General features: G+C 53.8%; 21 protein-coding genes. 9 read left to right on the top strand and 12 right to left on the bottom strand.

All coding sequences use genetic code 11. From position 1 onward, the window contains the following. The 3 genes from ACK4HN_RS02655 to psbB form a co-directional block, all read right to left on the bottom strand. Positions 1-1,353, bottom strand: coding sequence for a histidine phosphatase family protein (locus ACK4HN_RS02655; RefSeq protein ID WP_409869513.1), 1,353 nt, complete (start codon positions 1,351-1,353; stop codon positions 1-3). Positions 1,354-1,555: 202 nt separating this feature from the next. Beyond that, positions 1,556-1,654 carry a photosystem II reaction center protein T gene (locus ACK4HN_RS02650; RefSeq protein ID WP_011057371.1) on the bottom strand — a complete coding sequence of 33 codons (99 nt, stop codon included), beginning with the start codon at positions 1,652-1,654 and terminating at the stop codon, positions 1,556-1,558. A 19-nt stretch (positions 1,655-1,673) separates the two neighbouring features. Beyond that, positions 1,674-3,206, bottom strand: a complete 1,533-nt coding sequence (psbB, locus tag ACK4HN_RS02645) for a photosystem II chlorophyll-binding protein CP47 (RefSeq protein WP_409850000.1) — start codon at positions 3,204-3,206, stop codon at positions 1,674-1,676. Between the two features lie 189 nt (positions 3,207-3,395). On the opposite strand from psbB, the gene ACK4HN_RS02640 reads away from it, so the two are divergent. After that, positions 3,396-3,722 carry a 2Fe-2S iron-sulfur cluster-binding protein gene (locus tag ACK4HN_RS02640; protein ID WP_409869510.1) on the top strand — a complete coding sequence of 109 codons (327 nt, stop codon included), beginning with the start codon at positions 3,396-3,398 and terminating at the stop codon, positions 3,720-3,722. Here the strand turns inward: ACK4HN_RS02640 and ACK4HN_RS02635 are convergent. From ACK4HN_RS02635 to ACK4HN_RS02625, 3 genes are read right to left on the bottom strand one after another with little or no spacing between them, the layout of a single operon-like run. Beyond that, entirely contained in the window at positions 3,712-4,842 is a 1,131-nt protein-coding gene (locus tag ACK4HN_RS02635; RefSeq protein WP_409869509.1) for a DUF4350 domain-containing protein, read from the bottom strand. The genes ACK4HN_RS02640 and ACK4HN_RS02635 overlap by 11 nt on opposite strands. Beyond that, entirely contained in the window at positions 4,839-5,462 is a 624-nt protein-coding gene (locus ACK4HN_RS02630; RefSeq protein WP_409869508.1) for a DUF4129 domain-containing protein, read from the bottom strand. Before ACK4HN_RS02630 ends, ACK4HN_RS02635 begins: the two co-directional genes overlap by 4 nt. Positions 5,463-5,477: 15 nt before the next feature. Continuing rightward, entirely contained in the window at positions 5,478-6,332 is an 855-nt protein-coding gene (locus ACK4HN_RS02625) for a universal stress protein (protein WP_409869507.1), read from the bottom strand. Positions 6,333-6,508: 176 nt separating this feature from the next. On the opposite strand from ACK4HN_RS02625, the gene ACK4HN_RS02620 reads away from it, so the two are divergent. Genes ACK4HN_RS02620 through ACK4HN_RS02610 form a run of 3 tightly spaced genes read left to right on the top strand, consistent with a single transcriptional unit; the run spans position 6,509 to position 7,816 of the window. Beyond that, complete coding sequence (locus tag ACK4HN_RS02620; protein ID WP_409869506.1) at positions 6,509-7,030, top strand: photosystem I assembly protein Ycf3; 522 nt, start codon at positions 6,509-6,511, stop codon at positions 7,028-7,030. Positions 7,031-7,040: 10 nt separating this feature from the next. Continuing rightward, a complete protein-coding gene (gatC, locus tag ACK4HN_RS02615; protein ID WP_181495037.1) occupies positions 7,041-7,334 on the top strand; it encodes an Asp-tRNA(Asn)/Glu-tRNA(Gln) amidotransferase subunit GatC in 294 nt (97 codons plus the stop codon). An 11-nt stretch (positions 7,335-7,345) separates the two neighbouring features. Next, positions 7,346-7,816 (top strand): hypothetical protein, encoded by a 471-nt coding sequence (locus ACK4HN_RS02610; protein WP_409849988.1) that lies wholly within the window; start codon positions 7,346-7,348, stop codon positions 7,814-7,816. A gap of 53 nt (positions 7,817-7,869) precedes the next feature. Here the strand turns inward: ACK4HN_RS02610 and ACK4HN_RS02605 are convergent, their stop codons facing one another. The 4 genes from ACK4HN_RS02605 to ACK4HN_RS02590 all read right to left on the bottom strand — a co-directional run bounded on the left by ACK4HN_RS02605 (position 7,870) and on the right by ACK4HN_RS02590 (position 11,981). Beyond that, on the bottom strand, positions 7,870-8,040 hold the full coding sequence (locus ACK4HN_RS02605) for a hypothetical protein (protein ID WP_409869505.1): 171 nt from the start codon (positions 8,038-8,040) through the stop codon (positions 7,870-7,872). A 171-nt stretch (positions 8,041-8,211) separates the two neighbouring features. Beyond that, on the bottom strand, positions 8,212-9,054 hold the full coding sequence (folP, locus tag ACK4HN_RS02600) for a dihydropteroate synthase (RefSeq protein ID WP_409869504.1): 843 nt from the start codon (positions 9,052-9,054) through the stop codon (positions 8,212-8,214). Next, a complete protein-coding gene (locus tag ACK4HN_RS02595) occupies positions 9,051-10,469 on the bottom strand; it encodes an MFS transporter (RefSeq protein WP_409869503.1) in 1,419 nt (472 codons plus the stop codon). The genes folP and ACK4HN_RS02595 overlap by 4 nt, the downstream gene beginning before the upstream one ends. Positions 10,470-10,502: 33 nt before the next feature. Next, on the bottom strand, positions 10,503-11,981 hold the full coding sequence (locus tag ACK4HN_RS02590) for a phosphoglucomutase/phosphomannomutase family protein (protein WP_409869502.1): 1,479 nt from the start codon (positions 11,979-11,981) through the stop codon (positions 10,503-10,505). Between the two features lie 192 nt (positions 11,982-12,173). Between ACK4HN_RS02590 and ACK4HN_RS02585 the strand changes: the two genes are divergently transcribed. From ACK4HN_RS02585 to cofG, 5 genes are all read left to right on the top strand, one after another. After that, entirely contained in the window at positions 12,174-12,776 is a 603-nt protein-coding gene (locus tag ACK4HN_RS02585) for a superoxide dismutase (RefSeq protein WP_409869501.1), read from the top strand. 218 nt (positions 12,777-12,994) lie between these two features. After that, a complete protein-coding gene (locus ACK4HN_RS02580; protein WP_409869500.1) occupies positions 12,995-13,987 on the top strand; it encodes a CHAD domain-containing protein in 993 nt (330 codons plus the stop codon). 25 nt (positions 13,988-14,012) lie between these two features. After that, positions 14,013-14,351 carry a ferredoxin-thioredoxin reductase variable chain gene (locus ACK4HN_RS02575; RefSeq protein WP_409877194.1) on the top strand — a complete coding sequence of 113 codons (339 nt, stop codon included), beginning with the start codon at positions 14,013-14,015 and terminating at the stop codon, positions 14,349-14,351. 12 nt (positions 14,352-14,363) lie between these two features. Continuing rightward, complete coding sequence (locus ACK4HN_RS02570) at positions 14,364-14,603, top strand: hypothetical protein (protein WP_409869498.1); 240 nt, start codon at positions 14,364-14,366, stop codon at positions 14,601-14,603. Positions 14,604-14,744: 141 nt separating this feature from the next. Further along, positions 14,745-15,713: a 7,8-didemethyl-8-hydroxy-5-deazariboflavin synthase subunit CofG gene (cofG, locus tag ACK4HN_RS02565; protein ID WP_409869497.1), complete on the top strand. Its 969-nt coding sequence runs from the start codon at positions 14,745-14,747 to the stop codon at positions 15,711-15,713. Here cofG and rsmI read toward each other — a convergent pair. Further along, positions 15,660-16,505 carry a 16S rRNA (cytidine(1402)-2'-O)-methyltransferase gene (rsmI, locus tag ACK4HN_RS02560; protein ID WP_409869496.1) on the bottom strand — a complete coding sequence of 282 codons (846 nt, stop codon included), beginning with the start codon at positions 16,503-16,505 and terminating at the stop codon, positions 15,660-15,662. The two genes, cofG and rsmI, sit on opposite strands and share 54 nt — an antisense overlap. Continuing rightward, the gene (cbiT, locus tag ACK4HN_RS02555) at positions 16,505-17,107 is read right to left on the bottom strand and encodes a precorrin-6Y C5,15-methyltransferase subunit CbiT (protein WP_409869495.1); all 603 of its coding nucleotides are present in this window, start codon (positions 17,105-17,107) and stop codon (positions 16,505-16,507) included. The genes rsmI and cbiT overlap by 1 nt, the downstream gene beginning before the upstream one ends. Positions 17,108-17,110 lie beyond the last annotated feature (3 nt).

Raw genomic sequence — 17,110 nt, 5'->3', positions numbered from 1 at the left:
CTACAAGGCTCCCGCCGCTGTCCGATCCAGCACGCCCCCCAGATGGGTGGTGATATTCACTGCCTGCAATCGCGGCAGACCACCCTTGAGGGGATAGTCAATCACCGTAACACTGCCATTCCCCTGCTTAAAGAGCCAGAAGTTTTCAATGCCAAGGCCAAGGATGTGGCAGAGCAGGACCTTATTGGTGGCATCGTGAGCCACGACCAAGACATTGTGGGGGGTGGGGGCATTGATTTGCCAGCGCCTAATCCATTTTTCCCATGCCCTGACCACGCGATCGCGCACCTGTTCGAGGTTTTCCCCGTTGGGCATTTGCACAAGGGCAGGGGTAGTCCGCCAGCGTTCCAGTTCCCCCGGATAGGCCGCCTCCACCTCCGGTTCAAACTTGCCCTCCCAATCACCGTGGCTAATCTCTGTAAGGGCTGGTTCTAGCTCTAGCGCTACATCAGGGTGGTACTGCAAAATCGCCAAAGCCGTATCCTTGGGACGCAGGAGGGGACTACTCAAGGCATGGTGGAAAGGCACCTCCTTGAGGAACTCAGCGACCGCCGCCGCTTGGGCACGGCCATTTTCATTGAGGGGCACATCAATTTGCCCTTGGAAGCGTCCCTCGCGATTCCAGTCCGTTTCACCGTGGCGAACCAGAAAGATGCGCAGCGTTTGCTCCTTAAAGCGGGGCTGGGGAAAGGGATCATTGAGATGGCTAGTGAGATTAAGAGCTTCCAGTTGTGCTGGTTGCCGCAAGCCGTTGCTGAAATTTAAGACACTGATGCCGCCGTTCGCCTGCTGGAGCCGCAAATAGCCCTTGACCCCCAAGCCGAGACCCGTGCAGATGAGGGCACGGTTCATGCCGCTGTGGCCAACAATGACAATCGTTTCATTTTCGTGAGCCGTCAGCAGCGCTTCCAAAACCATACCCGCGCGATCGTAGAGATCCAATAGCGGGAAAAACTCCTTGGTTTGGCCACTTTCCGTGGTGATTGTCATCATCAAGGTTTCTGGGGCTTCCTGCCAGCGGCGATAGTCTTCTGGGAAGCGGGCCTTCACTTCGGCAAAGGGCAGATCTTCCCACGCCGGCAGGGCAATCTCCTTGAGCAAATCTAGGGCTTGGGGAGGCTGGAGTTCAGGGGCTTGCAGTTGGGCATAGATCCCCTCTGCGGTTTCCTTTGCCCGTTTCAGGGGGCTGGTGTAAATTTTGCGGATGGGAATGTCCCTTAGAGCGAGACCCACTTGGGCAGCCATCCAACGACCGCGCTCCGTCAGGGAAGAGGCATCACTATGACCTTGCACCCGCTCTTGGACATTAAACGTGCTTTCACCGTGGCGGACAATAATGACTCGGGTACTCAGAGGTTTCTCCTTAGCGATTGACAGACAACAAGCTTAGCCGTCCCACCGTACCATAAAGACTCTACCAGAAACCGTGACTGCGGGAGCGAAAGATTTAGGAATCAGCAGCCATTATCCCCCTGAACATCAGAGAAAAATCAAAAAAACCGACCGCAGGGGCGATCGGCACGTATGAAAGACCGATTTGGTGATGGGTCAGAGGCTACTTCTTGGTGATCCGAGGAGGCTCACGGAAGAAGATGGCAAAGAAGAACAGCGCGATGATACAGGCAAAGATGAAAACGTAGGTGATGGTTTCCATAGTCGTCCCCTAGGAATGATTAGACAGCCTCTTTGCGACGGGTGGTGACATCGCCCACCTTTTGGTAGTAGCCCCATTCCACTTGTTCTGGAGAGAGTTCTGGGTCAATCCCAGAGAAGACATCGCGGAATAGGGTGCGGGCACCGTGCCAAATGTGCCCAAAGAAGAAGAGCAAGGCAAAGACTGCATGGGCAAAGGTAAACCAGCCACGGGGACTGGTGCGGAAAATCCCGTCGGAGTTGAGGGTTTCCTTGTCGAATTCAAAGATCTCACCAAAGATGGCCTTACGGGCATAGCTCTTAACGGTGGGTGGATCGGTGAAGGTTTGGCCGTTCAATTCACCACCGTAGAAGCTGACGGTAACCCCTTGTTGCTCAAAACTATACTTCGACTCCGCACGACGGAAGGGAATGTCGGCTTTGACAACGCCATTCTTGTCGGTGAGGATCACGGGGAAGCTCTCAAAGAAGGCGGGCATGCGACGGACAAAGAGTTCTTCACCCTCTTTGTTGCGGAAGACGGCATGGCCTTTCCAAGCTTGGGCAATCCCATCCCCTTTGTTCATCGGGCCAGTACGGAACAGGCCACCCTTAGCGGGGTTGTTGCCAATGTAATCGTAGAAGGCCAGTTTCTCTGGAATCGCTGACCAAGCCTCTTCAAGAGTGGCACCATTGGCAAGGGAGGCCTGTACGCGGCGGTTAATTTCCTGCTGGAAGTAGCCACTGTCCCACTGATAGCGAGTCGGCCCAAAGAGTTCAATGGGCGTAGTGGCACTGCCATACCACATGGTGCCGGCAACCACAAAGGCAGCAAAGAAGACAGCCGCAATACTGCTGGAGAGCACCGTTTCAATATTCCCCATACGCAGCGCTTTGTAAAGGCGTTGGGGTGGGCGCACCAGCAGGTGGAATATGCCAGCAATAATCCCAACAATGCCTGCTGCAATATGGTGAGCCACGACGCCGCCGGGATTGTAGGGGTTGAAGCCATCGGGGCCCCACTCAGGAGCCACCGGTTGAACACTGCCCGTCAAGCCATAGGGGTCAGAGACCCACATCCCAGGACCGAAGAGACCCGTCAGGTGAAAAGCCCCAAAGCCAAAGCAGAGCAAACCAGCAAGAAATAGGTGAATGCCAAACATTTTCGGTAAGTCGAGTGCTGGCTCACCGGTGCGAGGATCGCGGAAGAGTTCGAGATCCCAATAGACCCAGTGCCAGCAGGCCGCCAAGAACAACAAACCCGAAAGCACAATGTGGGCGAGGGCAACTCCCTCAAAGCTCCAAAAACCGGGGTCAATTCCCGTTTCGCCGGTAATACTCCAACCGCTCCAAGACCCCGTGACCCCCAACCGTGCCATGAAGGGCAACACAAACATTCCCTGCCGCCACATGGGGTTGAGAACGGGATCACTGGGATCAAAAATAGCTAGCTCATAAAGAGCCATCGACCCTGCCCAACCGGCGACCAATGCCGTGTGCATCAGGTGGGCCGCAATCAACCGCCCTGGATCGTTGATCAGGACGGTGTGGACTCGGTACCAAGGTAGTCCCATTGACTACGCTCCTCCTATACAAAAATTTAGCGTTTGCATGAACAAATTTTATTAAGCAGCCGCATCACGGTAACAACCGCTTCCCTACTAAGAGTTTAACAGCCAGTTTACCCGTAACTTCAGCTACGGTTGGGCAGTTTTTCTGCCAAAATGAGAATGTATTAAGAATGGTAACTAGCGTCGGTTCCTATGGCAAGCAAAGCTGAATTTGTGGCCACAAATATTAAGTTTGTTAACGAAAACAAAGAAATAATTGCTGCCAACGGCGCGAATCTGCGCTTAAAAGCAATGGAAGCGGGAGTTGACCTCTATACCCTCAAGGGCAAGTTCTTTAATTGTGGGGGCTATGGCCAGTGTGGCACCTGTATTGTTGAGATTGTCGAGGGCATGGAAAATCTCTCCCCCCGCACGCCAGTGGAGGAGCGCAAGCTCCGCCGTAAGCCAGAAAACTATCGCTTGGCTTGCCAAACCCTTGTCAATGGACCAGTGTGTGTGAAGACAAAGCCTAAGGGCTAGGCGTTTTCAGCGCCTCTAGGACCCTAGCGGCCTGCTCTAGCCATTTGAGCAACTGAGAATCATCAATGCTGTGGGGATTACTGAGGAGGTCTTGCAGGGAGTTGAGCGATCGCCCCGTTGCGGTCTGCCATGCTTGCATGAGTTCTGAATCCCTAGGCAGATGGTGAGGATTGGCGGCAAGGCCGAGTTGATGGGCTAAGTTACGGCGCAAGCGATCTTGAAGCTGTTGTAGAACAAACAGTCGCTGCTGTGCTCGCTCAAGAACACCTGCGAGGGCTTCAATGTAGGCGGCACTATTACTAGAGACGGGTTCTTTTTCTAGCACAGGGGGGCCAAAACGTTGACTTTGCTGCCATAGCAAAAAGAGAAGCAACAGGGCAAATTGCAACCCTATCGCCAACCAAGGGGTGCGGCTGAAGTAGTCAAGGAGGCTCTGGGGTACGGTGCCGCTCTCCAAATCCTCTGGGGTGGGTTGGCGATAGCCGTGGAGCCATTCATCAAAGTAAATGGTTGCCTCCGGTTCAATGACCTCCTGCAAGAGCTGAGTCACAACCGCAAAGTTGGCAAGACCGGTTTCGCCGCCATAGACATTGGCCACTAACCAAGGATAGACGCCAAGGATGCGCTGCTCATGGTTATGGGGACTATTAGAGCGTCTGAGATAGACAATCAAACCGTGATTATCCTTGAGAAGGGGGCGATCGCCCTGCTGGACGGGAACGCGGCGGCGCGTTTCAACTAACACATTGCCTTGAGGCATGGAGAGCCGTGTCTCAAAGGGGGCTGCGGTGGATTCCCCATGCCAGTAGAAGCGCACCAGCGTATTGCCCTGATCTAGCCACTCCACAAGGGGGGGTGGCCAACCGATCGGACCGCCACTGATCTGAATAAAGATGTGTCCTCGGCCCCTGAGGTTGTTATAGTTCCGCTGCCAGCGCTCCACTCGAAACCCCTGCTGCTCTAGGTAGGTATAAAACTGTTGCGTGCCCCAAGGGGAGGAATCAAAGGAAGAACCAGCGCGACTACTGGGAGCCACCACTAGAATCAGGAGGCCGACTACCAATAGCACCAAGACAGCAAAGCTAAGAAAAACCCACTGGCGGCGATTGCTCGCAATCATGGCTGGGACTCCCGCAGGAAGGGTTCCACCTCAAAATAGGCGGCGTGACAGGTGGCTAGAGTTTGAGCATCTACTGCCTCGGCACCATAGTAACTGCGACTGTGAACTTGAAAGAGATGCTGAATACTCCGCCGCACGGCGGGCGATCGCTCCCCCAGTTGAAAGAGCCGCTCCAATTCCCGCAGGTAGTCGCCATTGGTGCAATGGGGCTGAAGCCGCAGCCAGCCCGCCTCCTGCAACCGATAGAGCAAAGCCATGTAAAGGGCACGGCAGGCTCCCCGATAGTCCCCCGCCAATTGTAGATTTTGGGCAAGTTCCAACCATTCCCGCACGGGTCTGGGGCGCTCCTCAAGGGTAGAAATAGCTGTGGGGGAGAAAGCGCGCGATCGCCGTTGCCACCATTGCCACAGGCTCCGCCCTAGGAAATACAGAACGAATCCAAGGCCAAGGAGCAAGACCCCCTGAAAGAACCAGCGTAGCCATGCCTCTAAGGGGGGAGAATCCTGCCAAAATGGCGCCGTTTGCTGGTGAAAGAGTTGAAGAAAAGTGTACTCAACAGCTTCGCTCCATTGCCGCCACTGGCGATCGCCCTGCCAGCGCAAATGATCGAAAAAGGTCACTGCCGCCAGACCCGACTACCCCTCCAATTGTCGCACAAAGAGCACAGGGCACTCGGCATAAACCCGCACATAGTCAGAAAGGGAAGTACCCAAAAGGCGATCCAAGTCGGGTAAACTGCGGGCGATCGAGGGACGCCGATCTGGAGAACCCAGAACAAGGAGATCGGCATTGGTGTCGGCAGCAATGCGGCAGATTTCTTCACCAGGCTTGCCAGTGGTCAGCACACATTGGTACTCCACACCCCGCTGTTTGGCCAGCGTTGCGGCTTCGGCAAGAATTGGATCCTTTTCGACAGCAGCGCTGGGGGTATCGGCATGTCCCTTGAGGTCTGGATTGACATGGGCAAGAATAAGTTTGCCACCTTTGACCCCCTCGATGAGGCGCACCGCTAAATCCAAGGAGGCTTTGGCTGCCGCCGAATGATTGAGCGCCACCATAATGCGGTTGATTTTCTTGACAAAGAGGTCATCGCGCACCAGCAACATGGGTCGGGACGACAGTTGAAACACGTACTGGCTGACGGAGTTTTCGAGAATGGATTGCAGGCGCTTCAGACCCCGCGATCCCATAATGATCAAGTCGGCATTGATTTCATCGGCCACATGCAACACCGTATCTTTGGGATCCCCCTCCCGCAGCATAGTATTGACGCTAATGACAGGATCAAGGTGCAATCGGGCAACCGCTTCCGCTAGGAGTTTGGCACCCGCTTGACGTTGCTCGGCCATCTCCTCGGCAGTAATTTTCGGTGGAATCACGTGCAAAACGGTGACAGCAGCCCGTTGAATCGCTGGCAGCTCCATCAGCGACTTGAGCATTTGTTCGGATTGTCCAGTTCCAGAGTCTGCCAATAGAATATTTTCAATCATAAATCTTAAACTCCCAAGTTCTGCTGAGCATCACGGCACGGATGGCCACTACGATCATCTTAGGTCTGGGTTAGGGGCTTCTTGGCGGGATGCTACAAATCTTAGGCATTGACGAGAAGTGCGATCGCTGGTGGTGCTTTTGATACACTAAGCAGGAGACCGTTCAAGGAAGCTCTATGCCGCGATCGCAACGGAACGACAATTTTATTGACAAAACCTTTACGGTCATGGCTGACCTCATTCTCAAGGTCTTGCCTACCAGTTCCCAGTCAAAAACCGCCTTTGCCTATTATCGCGATGGTATGTCTGCCCAAGCAGACGGCGAATATGCTGAGGCGTTGGAGAACTACCAAGCCGCCCTAGAACTGGAGGAGGATCCCACCGATCGCAGCTACATTCTCTACAACATTGGCCTGATCCACGCTAGCAATGGCGATCATCAGAAGGCGCTGGAATACTATCACCAAGCCCTTGAACTCAACCCCCGCATGCCCCAAGCCCTTAACAATATCGCCGTGATCTACCACTACTTGGGGACACAGGCGGAGGAGCAGCAGCGCCCAGAGGAGGCTGAAGAACTCTTTGATCGCGCCGCAGACTACTGGAAACGGGCGATTCAACTGGCGCCCAATAACTATATCGAGGCGCAAAACTGGCTGAAGACCACAGGCCGCTCCAGTATGGATGTGTACTTCTAAAGGATTACGCATGGCAACAAAAGTGATTACGGCAGAGGATGTACGTAAAGTCGCCCATTTAGCGCGCTTAGCTATTGATGAAAGCGAGATTGAAGCCCTGACACAGCAACTAGATAGTATCCTTGACTATGTAAATCAACTGAGCGAACTGGATGTGACCGATATTCCGCCGACGACGCGCGCAATTGAAGTCAGTAATGTCACCCGTCCCGACGTGTTGGAACCTTGGCCAAATCGGGAGGACCTACTGGCGATCGCCCCGGATCGCGAGGATGACTTTTTCCGTGTACCCAAAATCATGTAAGGCAGCAGGCTGTGCGACGGCGTCAATCCCACCCTCCGCAACTCGATCTCTTTCCCTTTCTCTCGATCTTGGCCTGCACCATTGGCACGCTGATCCTGCTGGTTGTGGTGATTAGTGCCAGTAGCCTTGGGCGAGAACGCACCAATGTGCAAATTTTGGCACGGGAAAATGCCCAAAATGAGGGGCGCACCCCCCGCTATCTAGAGTGTCGTCGCGAGGGGGTCATCATCCATCCCCAAAAGGTGTTAGTCCGCGAAGCAGACCTCGACAAGCCGACCTCAACACTGGCCATTTTACTAGCCAACCTCCGTCGTCAGGGCGATCGCGAGTACATTATTATTGCTGTGCGCCCCGATGGCTTTGACTGCTTTGAGGAGGTGCGCTACCAAGCAGAACAAGCAGGTGTCGCCCTCGGCTATGAACCCTTCGATGCGGAGTGGGAGTTGTGTGTGCCTGCGCCGGGGCGCAGCAATTGCTCCTAGGACTACAGTCCCTCCTCCCAAGACAATAGCGCTTCATCGCAAAACGATAACTGCTAAGCCCGAAAGCGCGGGCGGGGCTGAGACTGAGCAATTTCAGCAGGAAAAGCGCTCAAATGCACCACCTGCTCCCTAGCGACAAGGGCACTACCAATGAACTTAGGGTGACTGAGCCACACATCGGTGTCTTCGTCGAGAGCGTTAAAGGTTTCCACGGTTGCAGCCACCACTGTCTCCAGAAAAGCCTGCGCTTGTAACTTCTGAGCGGCAAGAAGGGGAGGGCTTCAAGACCGCAGCAGCGGCTGAATTTCGGGAACAGTTTGCCAAAGGTGGCCAGGAAATCAAACAGTGCCAGTCCCAAATAGCGAGTGCCCCTTCCCTAAGTGGTTGGAGTCCCCCTAGGGCGATCGCCAGAGCACATCGGCCATGCAACACACTTGCACCATTGCGGCCACATCATGGACGCGCACCATCTCGACCCCTTGGGCAATGGCATGGCAGCAAACCGCTGCGGTACCCCAAACCCGGTCTTTAGGATTGGGCAGGTTCAGGACGTCACCAATAAAGCGTTTGCGTGACGGGCCGATTAAAAGGGGATAGCCAAGATCGCGAAACCGCTGTAGCTCCCTCAGCAGTGTGAGGTTCTGGGGGGTGGTTTTGGCAAAGCCAATACCGGGATCAATCATCAGGTGTTCGGGGGGAATGCCGCTGGCGATCGCCCGCTGGGTCTGCTCCTGAAAATAGTGAATTAAATCCCCAATCAAATCGTCGTAATCCGTCAACTGCTGCATGGTGGCTGGCGTTCCCCGCCGATGCATCAGGATATAGGGCACCCCCAGTGCGGCCACTGTGGCAAACATTTCGGGATCCGCTTGCCCTCCTGACACGTCGTTAACGATATTGGCTCCCGCTGCCACTGCTGCCCGAGCAACCACGGCATGGGTCGTATCAATGGAAATGGGAATCTGCGACTGCTGGCGAATGCCCTCAATGACAGGCAACACCCGCGCCAACTCCGCACTAACGGGCACCTCACTGGCTCCCGGACGGGTGGATTCACCGCCCACATCAATGACATCAGCGCCGGCGGCCACCATTTCTAAGGCATGGGCAATGGCACTGGCGGGATCAAAAAAATCCCCACCATCGCTAAAACTATCGGGAGTGATATTCAATATCCCCATGATATAGGTGCGCTCTCCCCAGACAAAGGCGCGATCGCCCACATGCCAGCCCTTCATGCCGCAGCCTCTCCTTGCCGTTTAGCGTGCAGCTTTAAGAGAATCTCTTGGTGTACCGCTTGCGTAATCGGATAGAGATAGGCCAAAACAATGCCAATGATGAGAAACAAAGTCGGTAGCGGTCCAATGGCAATGCGGATTGCCAACAGTGCTGAGGGGGGCTGAACAGGCTGTGGTTCACTGGCAACGCTGGAGAGGTAGCCTGCCCACTGCAAGGCCTGACCCACTAGAAAAAGCCCCAAGGCAAGGCCAATTTTTTGCAGTAGCACCATAAAGGCATAAAAGACCCCCTCCCGCCGCTGGCCACTATTGAGTTCGTCAAGATCAATCACATCGGGAATCATTGACCAAGGGACAAGGTAGGCCGTGGAAACCCCAAACCCCGCTACAATTGCGCAGACATAGACCAGCGTTGTTTGTCCTGGCTGCAACAAAAACAAGCCAGCTTGGGCAATCATCCACAGTGCCATGCCCATGTAATACACCGCTTTTTTACCAATACGCCGACTCACAGCACTCCAGACAAAGAGCATGATCATCGCGGTTGATTGAACTGCTAGCGCCACTTGCGTATATTCAGCCGGAGACATTTGCAACCAATCGCCAATAAAAAAGGGAATTAGCGCGGCCGTAATTTGCACTGCTAGCCAAGAGCAAAGGTAAATCCCCATGACAAACAGGAAGGGACGATTGCTAAAGACCAAGCGCAGTTGTGTTTTCAGAGGTAAATGGCTTTGGCCACTGCTGGGGGTATGCCGTTCAAATTCCCGTACCCGTTGCCGTGTGCCCCAGACACAACCATAGATGGGCAGCACAGATAATACAGCAGCAATGCCCCCCAGAACAATGTACTGAGTTTTGGGTTCCTTAATGACTTGGAAGAGAATTTGCGCCAACAGCAGGGAGCCAATACTGCCGCCAATGGAAAAAGCAAAGCGAAAACTATTGAGACTGGTGCGTTCGTTGTAGTCCTCCGTCAGCTCTGGTGTCAGGGCACTGTAGGGCAGGTTCACGGCCGTATAAAAGGTGTTGAAGAGAAGACCCATGAGAACGTAGTAGCCAAAGAGAAGCAACGGATCTGTGGTCGGCACCCACCAGAGCAAAAAGAAACAGAGGCCAAAAGGAATGGCGGCTGAGATCATCCAAATGTGGCGGCGTCCCCACTTGCCCACGGGGGTGCGATCGCTGAGGTAGCCGATGATCGGATCATTGATGGCATCCCAAATTTTGCTAATCATCAGCACACTGCCCGCCATGCCAGCACTGAGTCCGGCCACATTGGTCAGAAACACCATCAGGAAAAATACCTGCAAGTTGGCGGTAATAGCGGTTCCGAGATCACCGGCGCCAAAGGCCAGTTTTGTCCATAGGGAAAGGGGCGGTTTGGAATTCCGGCTGGATGAATCTGGCGGCATTATGATTTGTCCATTGTGATTGTTTTCTAAGGATTAGCTAGCAACTGTCACTGCCCATTGACTTGCCCATTCTAAGATACGCTGTACCTCTTCAGGTGTTTTCCCTTGGCAGTAAAGGCGCAGTAGAGGTTCGGTACCACTGAAGCGAATCAATAACCAACGGTCATCGGCCAGATGAAACTTATAGCCGTCAACGGTCTGCCAATTGCTGACGGGGAAATCCAAAATCTGGGTAAAGGGGTGCGCTGCTAAAGTTGTCTCCAGTTTCTGCCGCTGGCCTGAGGAAGCGAGAGTGAGATCAACGCGATCGTAGGTACTGTAAAAGTTCGTCATTTTCTGCAAGTGCTGATAGTATTCCCCTACGCTCAATCCAGAGGTTACCAAGGCTTGCAGGAGGTACAGAGCTGAAAGGAATGCATCGCGTTCAGGAATATGGTGGCCATAGCCAATCCCACCGGATTCTTCCCCCCCTAAGAGGATGGTTTCTCCAGCAAGCATGCGATCGCCAATGTACTTGAAGCCAATGGGTGTTTCAATGACCGCCAACCCGTGGTGAGTGGCCACCCGCGCCACCAGATCCGAACTGCTCAGGGATTTAATCACGGCGCCGCGGTAGGGACTGTGCTGTGCCAGATGATCAATCAAAATGGGAATGATTTCTTGGGCAGTGTACAGCACCCCCTCGCCATCAATGACCGCTAAGCGATCCGCATCGCCATCAAAGACTAAGCAGACCGTTGGGGTAGCACTATGTTGCTGCCGCAGTTGCTCTTGGGTTGCGGTTAAATAACGGCCAATGGGTTCAGGGGCACCACCGCCAAAGAGGGGGTCGCGATCGCGCCGAAACTCCACGATGGGAATCTCTAACAATCGCTCTAAGCCACCGGCGGCCACCCCATGCATGACATCGGCACAGACGTGCAGTTTACCCGTGGCGATCGCCTCCCGAATCGGCGCTGCATCCACATAGGTGCGCAAAGCTGCACAATAGCTGGGCCACGGATCAAAGGTTGCATAGGCTGGTTTTGCTTGCCCCACGGCTGGTGGGTCTCCCTGAGTGAGCTGCGCTTCAATGGCTTGGGTGATCGCCGTTGGTACTGAGCCGCCAAAGGCGCCTTTTACCTTCAGCCCGGCATAGATACTGGGATTGTGACTTGCCGTGATCACCAACCCACCAATGGCTGCCTCTGCCTTAACCGCCCAACTAAAGGCGGGGGTCGGTGCCGCACAACTTGAAAGCCACACCTGGTAGCCTTGGCCCGTGAGCAATTGGGCAACGGCTGTGGCAAATTCTTCGGCCAAAAACCGCCGATCGTAGCCCACAATGATTCGCGGCTCTCTGTCCTTGCCATAGGTTTGATAGAGAACTGCCGCCGCTGCCTTCGCGGCTCGCAACAGACGGTTAAAGGTAAACTCAGCCCCAATGATGCCGCGCCAGCCATCCGTACCAAAACGAATGGGGGCATCCTCAGGAATCAAAACCTGATCTAGGCGAAGGACAGAATCAGCCATAGAGCGCAAGACCCAAGAACCCCTCTGAACATATCATGCAGTTGTGCAGCCCTTTTCCGAAGTGGAAATGAGGATGATATAATTATTGCGAATTGTTAATTAGGCGATGGGCACTGCTGCTGAGTGCCTTTCGGAAATGATTGACCTCTAGTAGCCTAGACCTGCATCACCTTTAGAGAGGTATTGAACACTATGGCATTTGTACAAGAACCCCTTCCCTTTGATCCGGGTGCCCTTGAACCCTATGGGATGTCTGCGAAAACCTTTGAATTTCACTACGGCAAACACCACAAAGCCTACGTGGACAACCTCAATAAACTAACCCAAGATACCGAACTCGCTGACAAATCCCTAGAAGATGTGATTCGCATAACCTATGGCGATGCTGCCAAGGTGGGTATTTTCAACAATGCCGCGCAAGTGTGGAACCACACCTTCTTCTGGAATAGCCTCAAGCCCGGCGGCGGTGGCGCTCCGACAGGTGATGTGGCGGCTCGCATTAACAGTGCCTTTGGCAGCTATGAGGAGTTTAAGTCCCAGTTCAAAAATGCGGCAGCAACCCAATTTGGCAGTGGTTGGGCTTGGCTAGTGCTTGAGGCGGGTACGCTGAAAGTGACTAAAACCCCCAATGCCGAAAATCCACTGGTTCACGGGCAAGTGCCTCTGCTGACCCTTGATGTGTGGGAGCACGCCTATTATCTCGACTACCAAAATCGGCGTCCCGACTTTATTGATAACTTCCTCAACCAACTGGTGAATTGGGACTTTGTTGCCAAAAATCTAGCGGCTGCCTAAGATTCCCAATTTTTATTCCGCTCTTGCTGAATTACTTCACTAATTTCCCTGCTCTCCGTTCTGCGCGAGCGGGGCTTTTTGTCGCTGCGCAGTGATTCAGCCGCTAGTGTAGAATATGGTTAAGTTAAAATTAAGACAGAAAGTAAGCTTGGTTAATAAGCGTTAGTTTGATAGCGGTATTTCTTTTTTCCTTGGGCGTTGAGCAGGGAGGGGGTTTGATGGAAACCCTAGGGCATATCGCGTACGCTGCTTTTGAAAAGTACTACCGCAAAATTAGCAAGCATGAGCCGGGGGTGATTCGCGATCGCGATGTTGAGGCAATTCACCAGATGCGGGTGGGTCTGCGTCGCCTGCGAACGGCTCTGGAGGTGTTTTGCAACACAGTGCGTTTGCCCAAGGGGGTTTCAATTCAGCGGGTGCGCTTGATCGCGGGCAGTCTCAGTCCCGTGCGGGATTTAGATGTCATGATGCTGGCGCTCAAGGAGCAGTATTACCCCCATCTGCCTCGCCCTGAGCAACACCAACTGGCAAAACTCATCAAGAAACTGGAAAAACAACGGACGGAACTGCTACAAAAAGCTCTTCAATTGCTGCGCAGCGATCGCTATCGCAAATTCCAACAGGGGCTTGAAGAATGGCTAGCGGCGCCTCAATATCGTGAGATTGCCAACTTACCAACGGAACTGATTGCCCCAGATATTTTATTGCCTCTGGTGTGCCAACTGCTGCTGCATCCGGGGTGGCAAGTGGCCATTGAATGGCAGGGCGATCGCCCCGTTTTCCTTGCGGTTAGTAACCCGCCCCAGTGGCTGCAAACAGCAGGTGAAGAACTCCACGATCTCCGCAAGCAAACTAAGCGAGTCCGCTATCAGATGGAACTCTTTAGCAGTGTTTATGGGGAGGCTTTTGCCGAACAAGTCAACGCCTTTGCTCAGTTGCAAGAACTCCTAGGAACACTTCACGATGGCGTTGTCCTCCATGATTTTTTCCGTACCCAACTCGGACTTAACCTCCGCCAAGCTTCTCCTTGTCTTGCAGAAATGATTGCTCTGGAGCAGACGCGGCAATGGCAGGTTTGGCGCTGCGTGCAGCAGGAATACCTCAGCCCCGAAAAACGCCATCAAGTGCGCTCTCTACTCCTGATGCCAGTAATGACTATAAGCGGCAATGGCAACTCCCTCGGTCATCAGATCATTGGCTCTTCCAACTGACGGCATGCGCTAGCAATGGTAACAAATGTTTTTCAATTGTCCTAGGGCGATCGCCCTTGCCGATCCGTGTGCGACGATAAAAATAAAGCCCCTGCTAGTCGAGGAGAACAAGAAACGAATGAGCGTCATGGAACAACAAGCCTTAAGTATCGGTGTGCGGGTGCGCGTCAAAACCCCTACCATCGTCTATCACCATCCCGATCACCGCAACGAACCCTTTGACCTTCAGGGAATGGAAGGAGAAGTTTGTGGCATCCTCAGCGACTGGCAAGGTCGTCCCATTAGTCCCAACTACCCAATTCAAGTGCGCTTTAGTCCCAAATTTATTGCCCATTTTCACCCCGACGAACTGGAAGTGATTTAGGTACGCTAAGGTATGCCTCCCCGCTGGCCCCGTAAGCCGGATCGCCGCGATCCCGACTACCGCCGCTTGGACGATCGCATGAATTTTGCTGTCCATGTTGCCCTCTTTGCTGCTTTTAATTCCGCTGGCTGGTTTTGGCATCAGGTACAACCCACAGCGGTGCCCTTTATACCGACAGTCACCCTCGTGTGGTTGACATTGTTGGCAGGCCATGCTCTTTATGTGTTCGCGATTGCTCGTTATGCCGACTGAAACCAAGGTCTTGTGCTACCCCGGCCATCGCTGTAATAACTGAAGGTAATCATCAAATACGCGATTAAATTATTTATTAACCATTTTATTTTTTATGAATGCACTGGCGCTGAGGTCAGGGCACTCTTTCGCTAGTCTCCTATGAGCGATCGCACCATCACTTATAGTTCTGCTTTTACCCTTGTGCCCACGTACGAGTGCTTTAATCGCTGTACCTACTGCAACTTCCGTCAGGATATTGGCACGAGTGGTTGGCTGAGTTTAGAGGCGGCGGCTCAACAGTTGGCAGAGCTTGATCCGCAACAGGTACGAGAAATTCTCATTCTCAGTGGTGAAGTTGCCCCCAACAGTCCCCAGCGTTCCCAATGGTTAGAGCGTCTCTACAATCTAGCCGCCTTAGCGTTGGACTATGGATTTTTGCCCCACACTAATGCCGGTCCCCTCAGTGGAGCAGAAATGGCCTACCTTAAGCAAGTAAATGTCTCGATGGGACTAATGCTCGAGCAATTAACACCGAAGTTGTTGCAAAGTGTCCATCGCCATGCCCCCAGCAAGGATCCGCGATTGCGTTTACGTCAACTGGAACAGGCAGGAGAACTGGGCATTCCCTTCACCACGGGGTTGCTCTTGGGGATTGGGGAGGAGCCGCAGGATTGGGCAGAAACTCTCACGGCCATTGCTGAGTGTCATCGGCGGTGGGGACACATTCAGGAGGTAATTCTGCAGCCCCACAGTCCCGGCCACCAACAGGACGCAGCGTTGCCTCCCTTTGATCTGAGGCAATTACCGAACGTGGTACGGTTAGCGCGATCGCTCCTGCCTTCAGACATCACGATCCAAATTCCGCCAAACTTAGTAACAAATCCCGAGGTCTTTCGGGCATGCCTAGAAGCCGGTGCTCGTGACTTGGGGGGCATCGTCCCCTTGGATCATGTCAATCCAGACTATCCCCATACCGATGTTGCCGTCCTAAGAGAACAATTACGCGCTTGGGGGTGGGAGTTAGTGCCACGCCTGCCGGTCTATCCCCAGTTTGTGGATTGGCTGCCACCACCCTTAAGGGGATGCCTGTTTAAGTTGGAGTCCCAGTTGATAGATGTCGCGCCGTGAAAGCCCTGTAAGTTCTGCTAGTTGACGGCTGGCTTGGGTGAGGGAGAGGCCTTGGCTGAGGAGCACGACTAATTCGTCAGCTAGATGATCGGGATTCACAGCTACCGAGTGTTCAGGAGCACCGCCTAAAACCAGTGTGTATTCGCCACGGGGGGGATGCTCCTGTAAATAAGTGCAGGCAGTGCCAAGGGTTCCCCGCCAAAATTCTTCATGGCGCTTTGTCAGTTCGCGGGCAAGTACGAGGGGGCGATCGCTCCCCAAGGTCTGACATAGCTCTGTTACCGTTTGTACCAAGCGATGGGGGGCTTCGTAGAGAAGAATCGTGCGGGTTTCCTGCTGTAATGCCGCCAGTCGCTGCTGGCGATCGCGCCCCTTGGGAGGCAAAAAGCCTTCAAAGCAAAAGCGATCCATGGGTAAGCCGGAGGCCATCAAGGCCGTTAAGGCAGCATTGGCGCCAGGAATCGGGGTCACCGGAATAGCTGCGGCAATACAGGCGGTAATTAATTCATAGCCGGGATCGGACACCCCCGGTAAGCCTGCATCACTGACTAGAGCAATCTGCTGACCTGCTTCTAGGCGCTGAAGCAGTTGGGGTACGCGCTGCCGAATATTGTGCTCATGGAGGCTAATCTGTGGCGTGACAATGCCGAAGTGCTGTAATAGGCGGCCAGTGTGGCGCGTATCCTCCGCAGCAATCAGATCGACCTCCTTAAGAATACGCAGGGCACGAGCAGTTATGTCCTCGAGGTTGCCAATGGGGGTACCCACCACCCACAATTGTCCGATGCCCATTAGGAAACTTTTTCACCACTGAGAATAAAGATCGGTTCCACCGCTGCAAAAATTTGGTGTCCCCCCCGTGTCTCCAGACGATTGATTACCGATTGCACCACCTCTAAGCTGCGGGCTTGCACTGTTGCGAAACCTTCAGAGAGGGCATAGAGATTTTCTAAACTGCTGGCGATCGCCACCAAACGGCCACCGGGGGCAAGATACTCCCAAGCTCGGAGTAAAACTTCTTTAATCGGGCGCCCCCCCTCGAGGCAAATCCGCTGTGGTGTACCGCGTAACTGAGGAAAGCAATCTGGCGCCGAACCGGCAACAATCTGCACATTCTTAACCCCAAAGCGATCGCAGTTGCGCTGGATGAGATCAACCACTTCCTCATCCCGTTCAATGGCAATCACCTGTCCTCGCTTTGCCAAGCGCGCTGCCTCAACCGCGATTGTACCCGTGCCCGCTCCCACATCCCAAAGGCAAGAGTCTGGCTCAAGCCGCAAATATGAAAGCATCAGTAACCGCGTTTCCCGTTGGGTCAGGGGAATTCCCGGCAATCGCTCAAAGAGACCATCGGGGATACCCGGAGTAACAAATGGCCAGGGATCCGCCGTCATAGA

This window comes from Thermosynechococcus sp. (assembly GCF_046299655.1).
Taxonomy (GTDB): domain Bacteria; phylum Cyanobacteriota; class Cyanobacteriia; order Thermosynechococcales; family Thermosynechococcaceae; genus Thermosynechococcus.
This window is presented reverse-complemented; position numbering and strand designations above follow the sequence as displayed.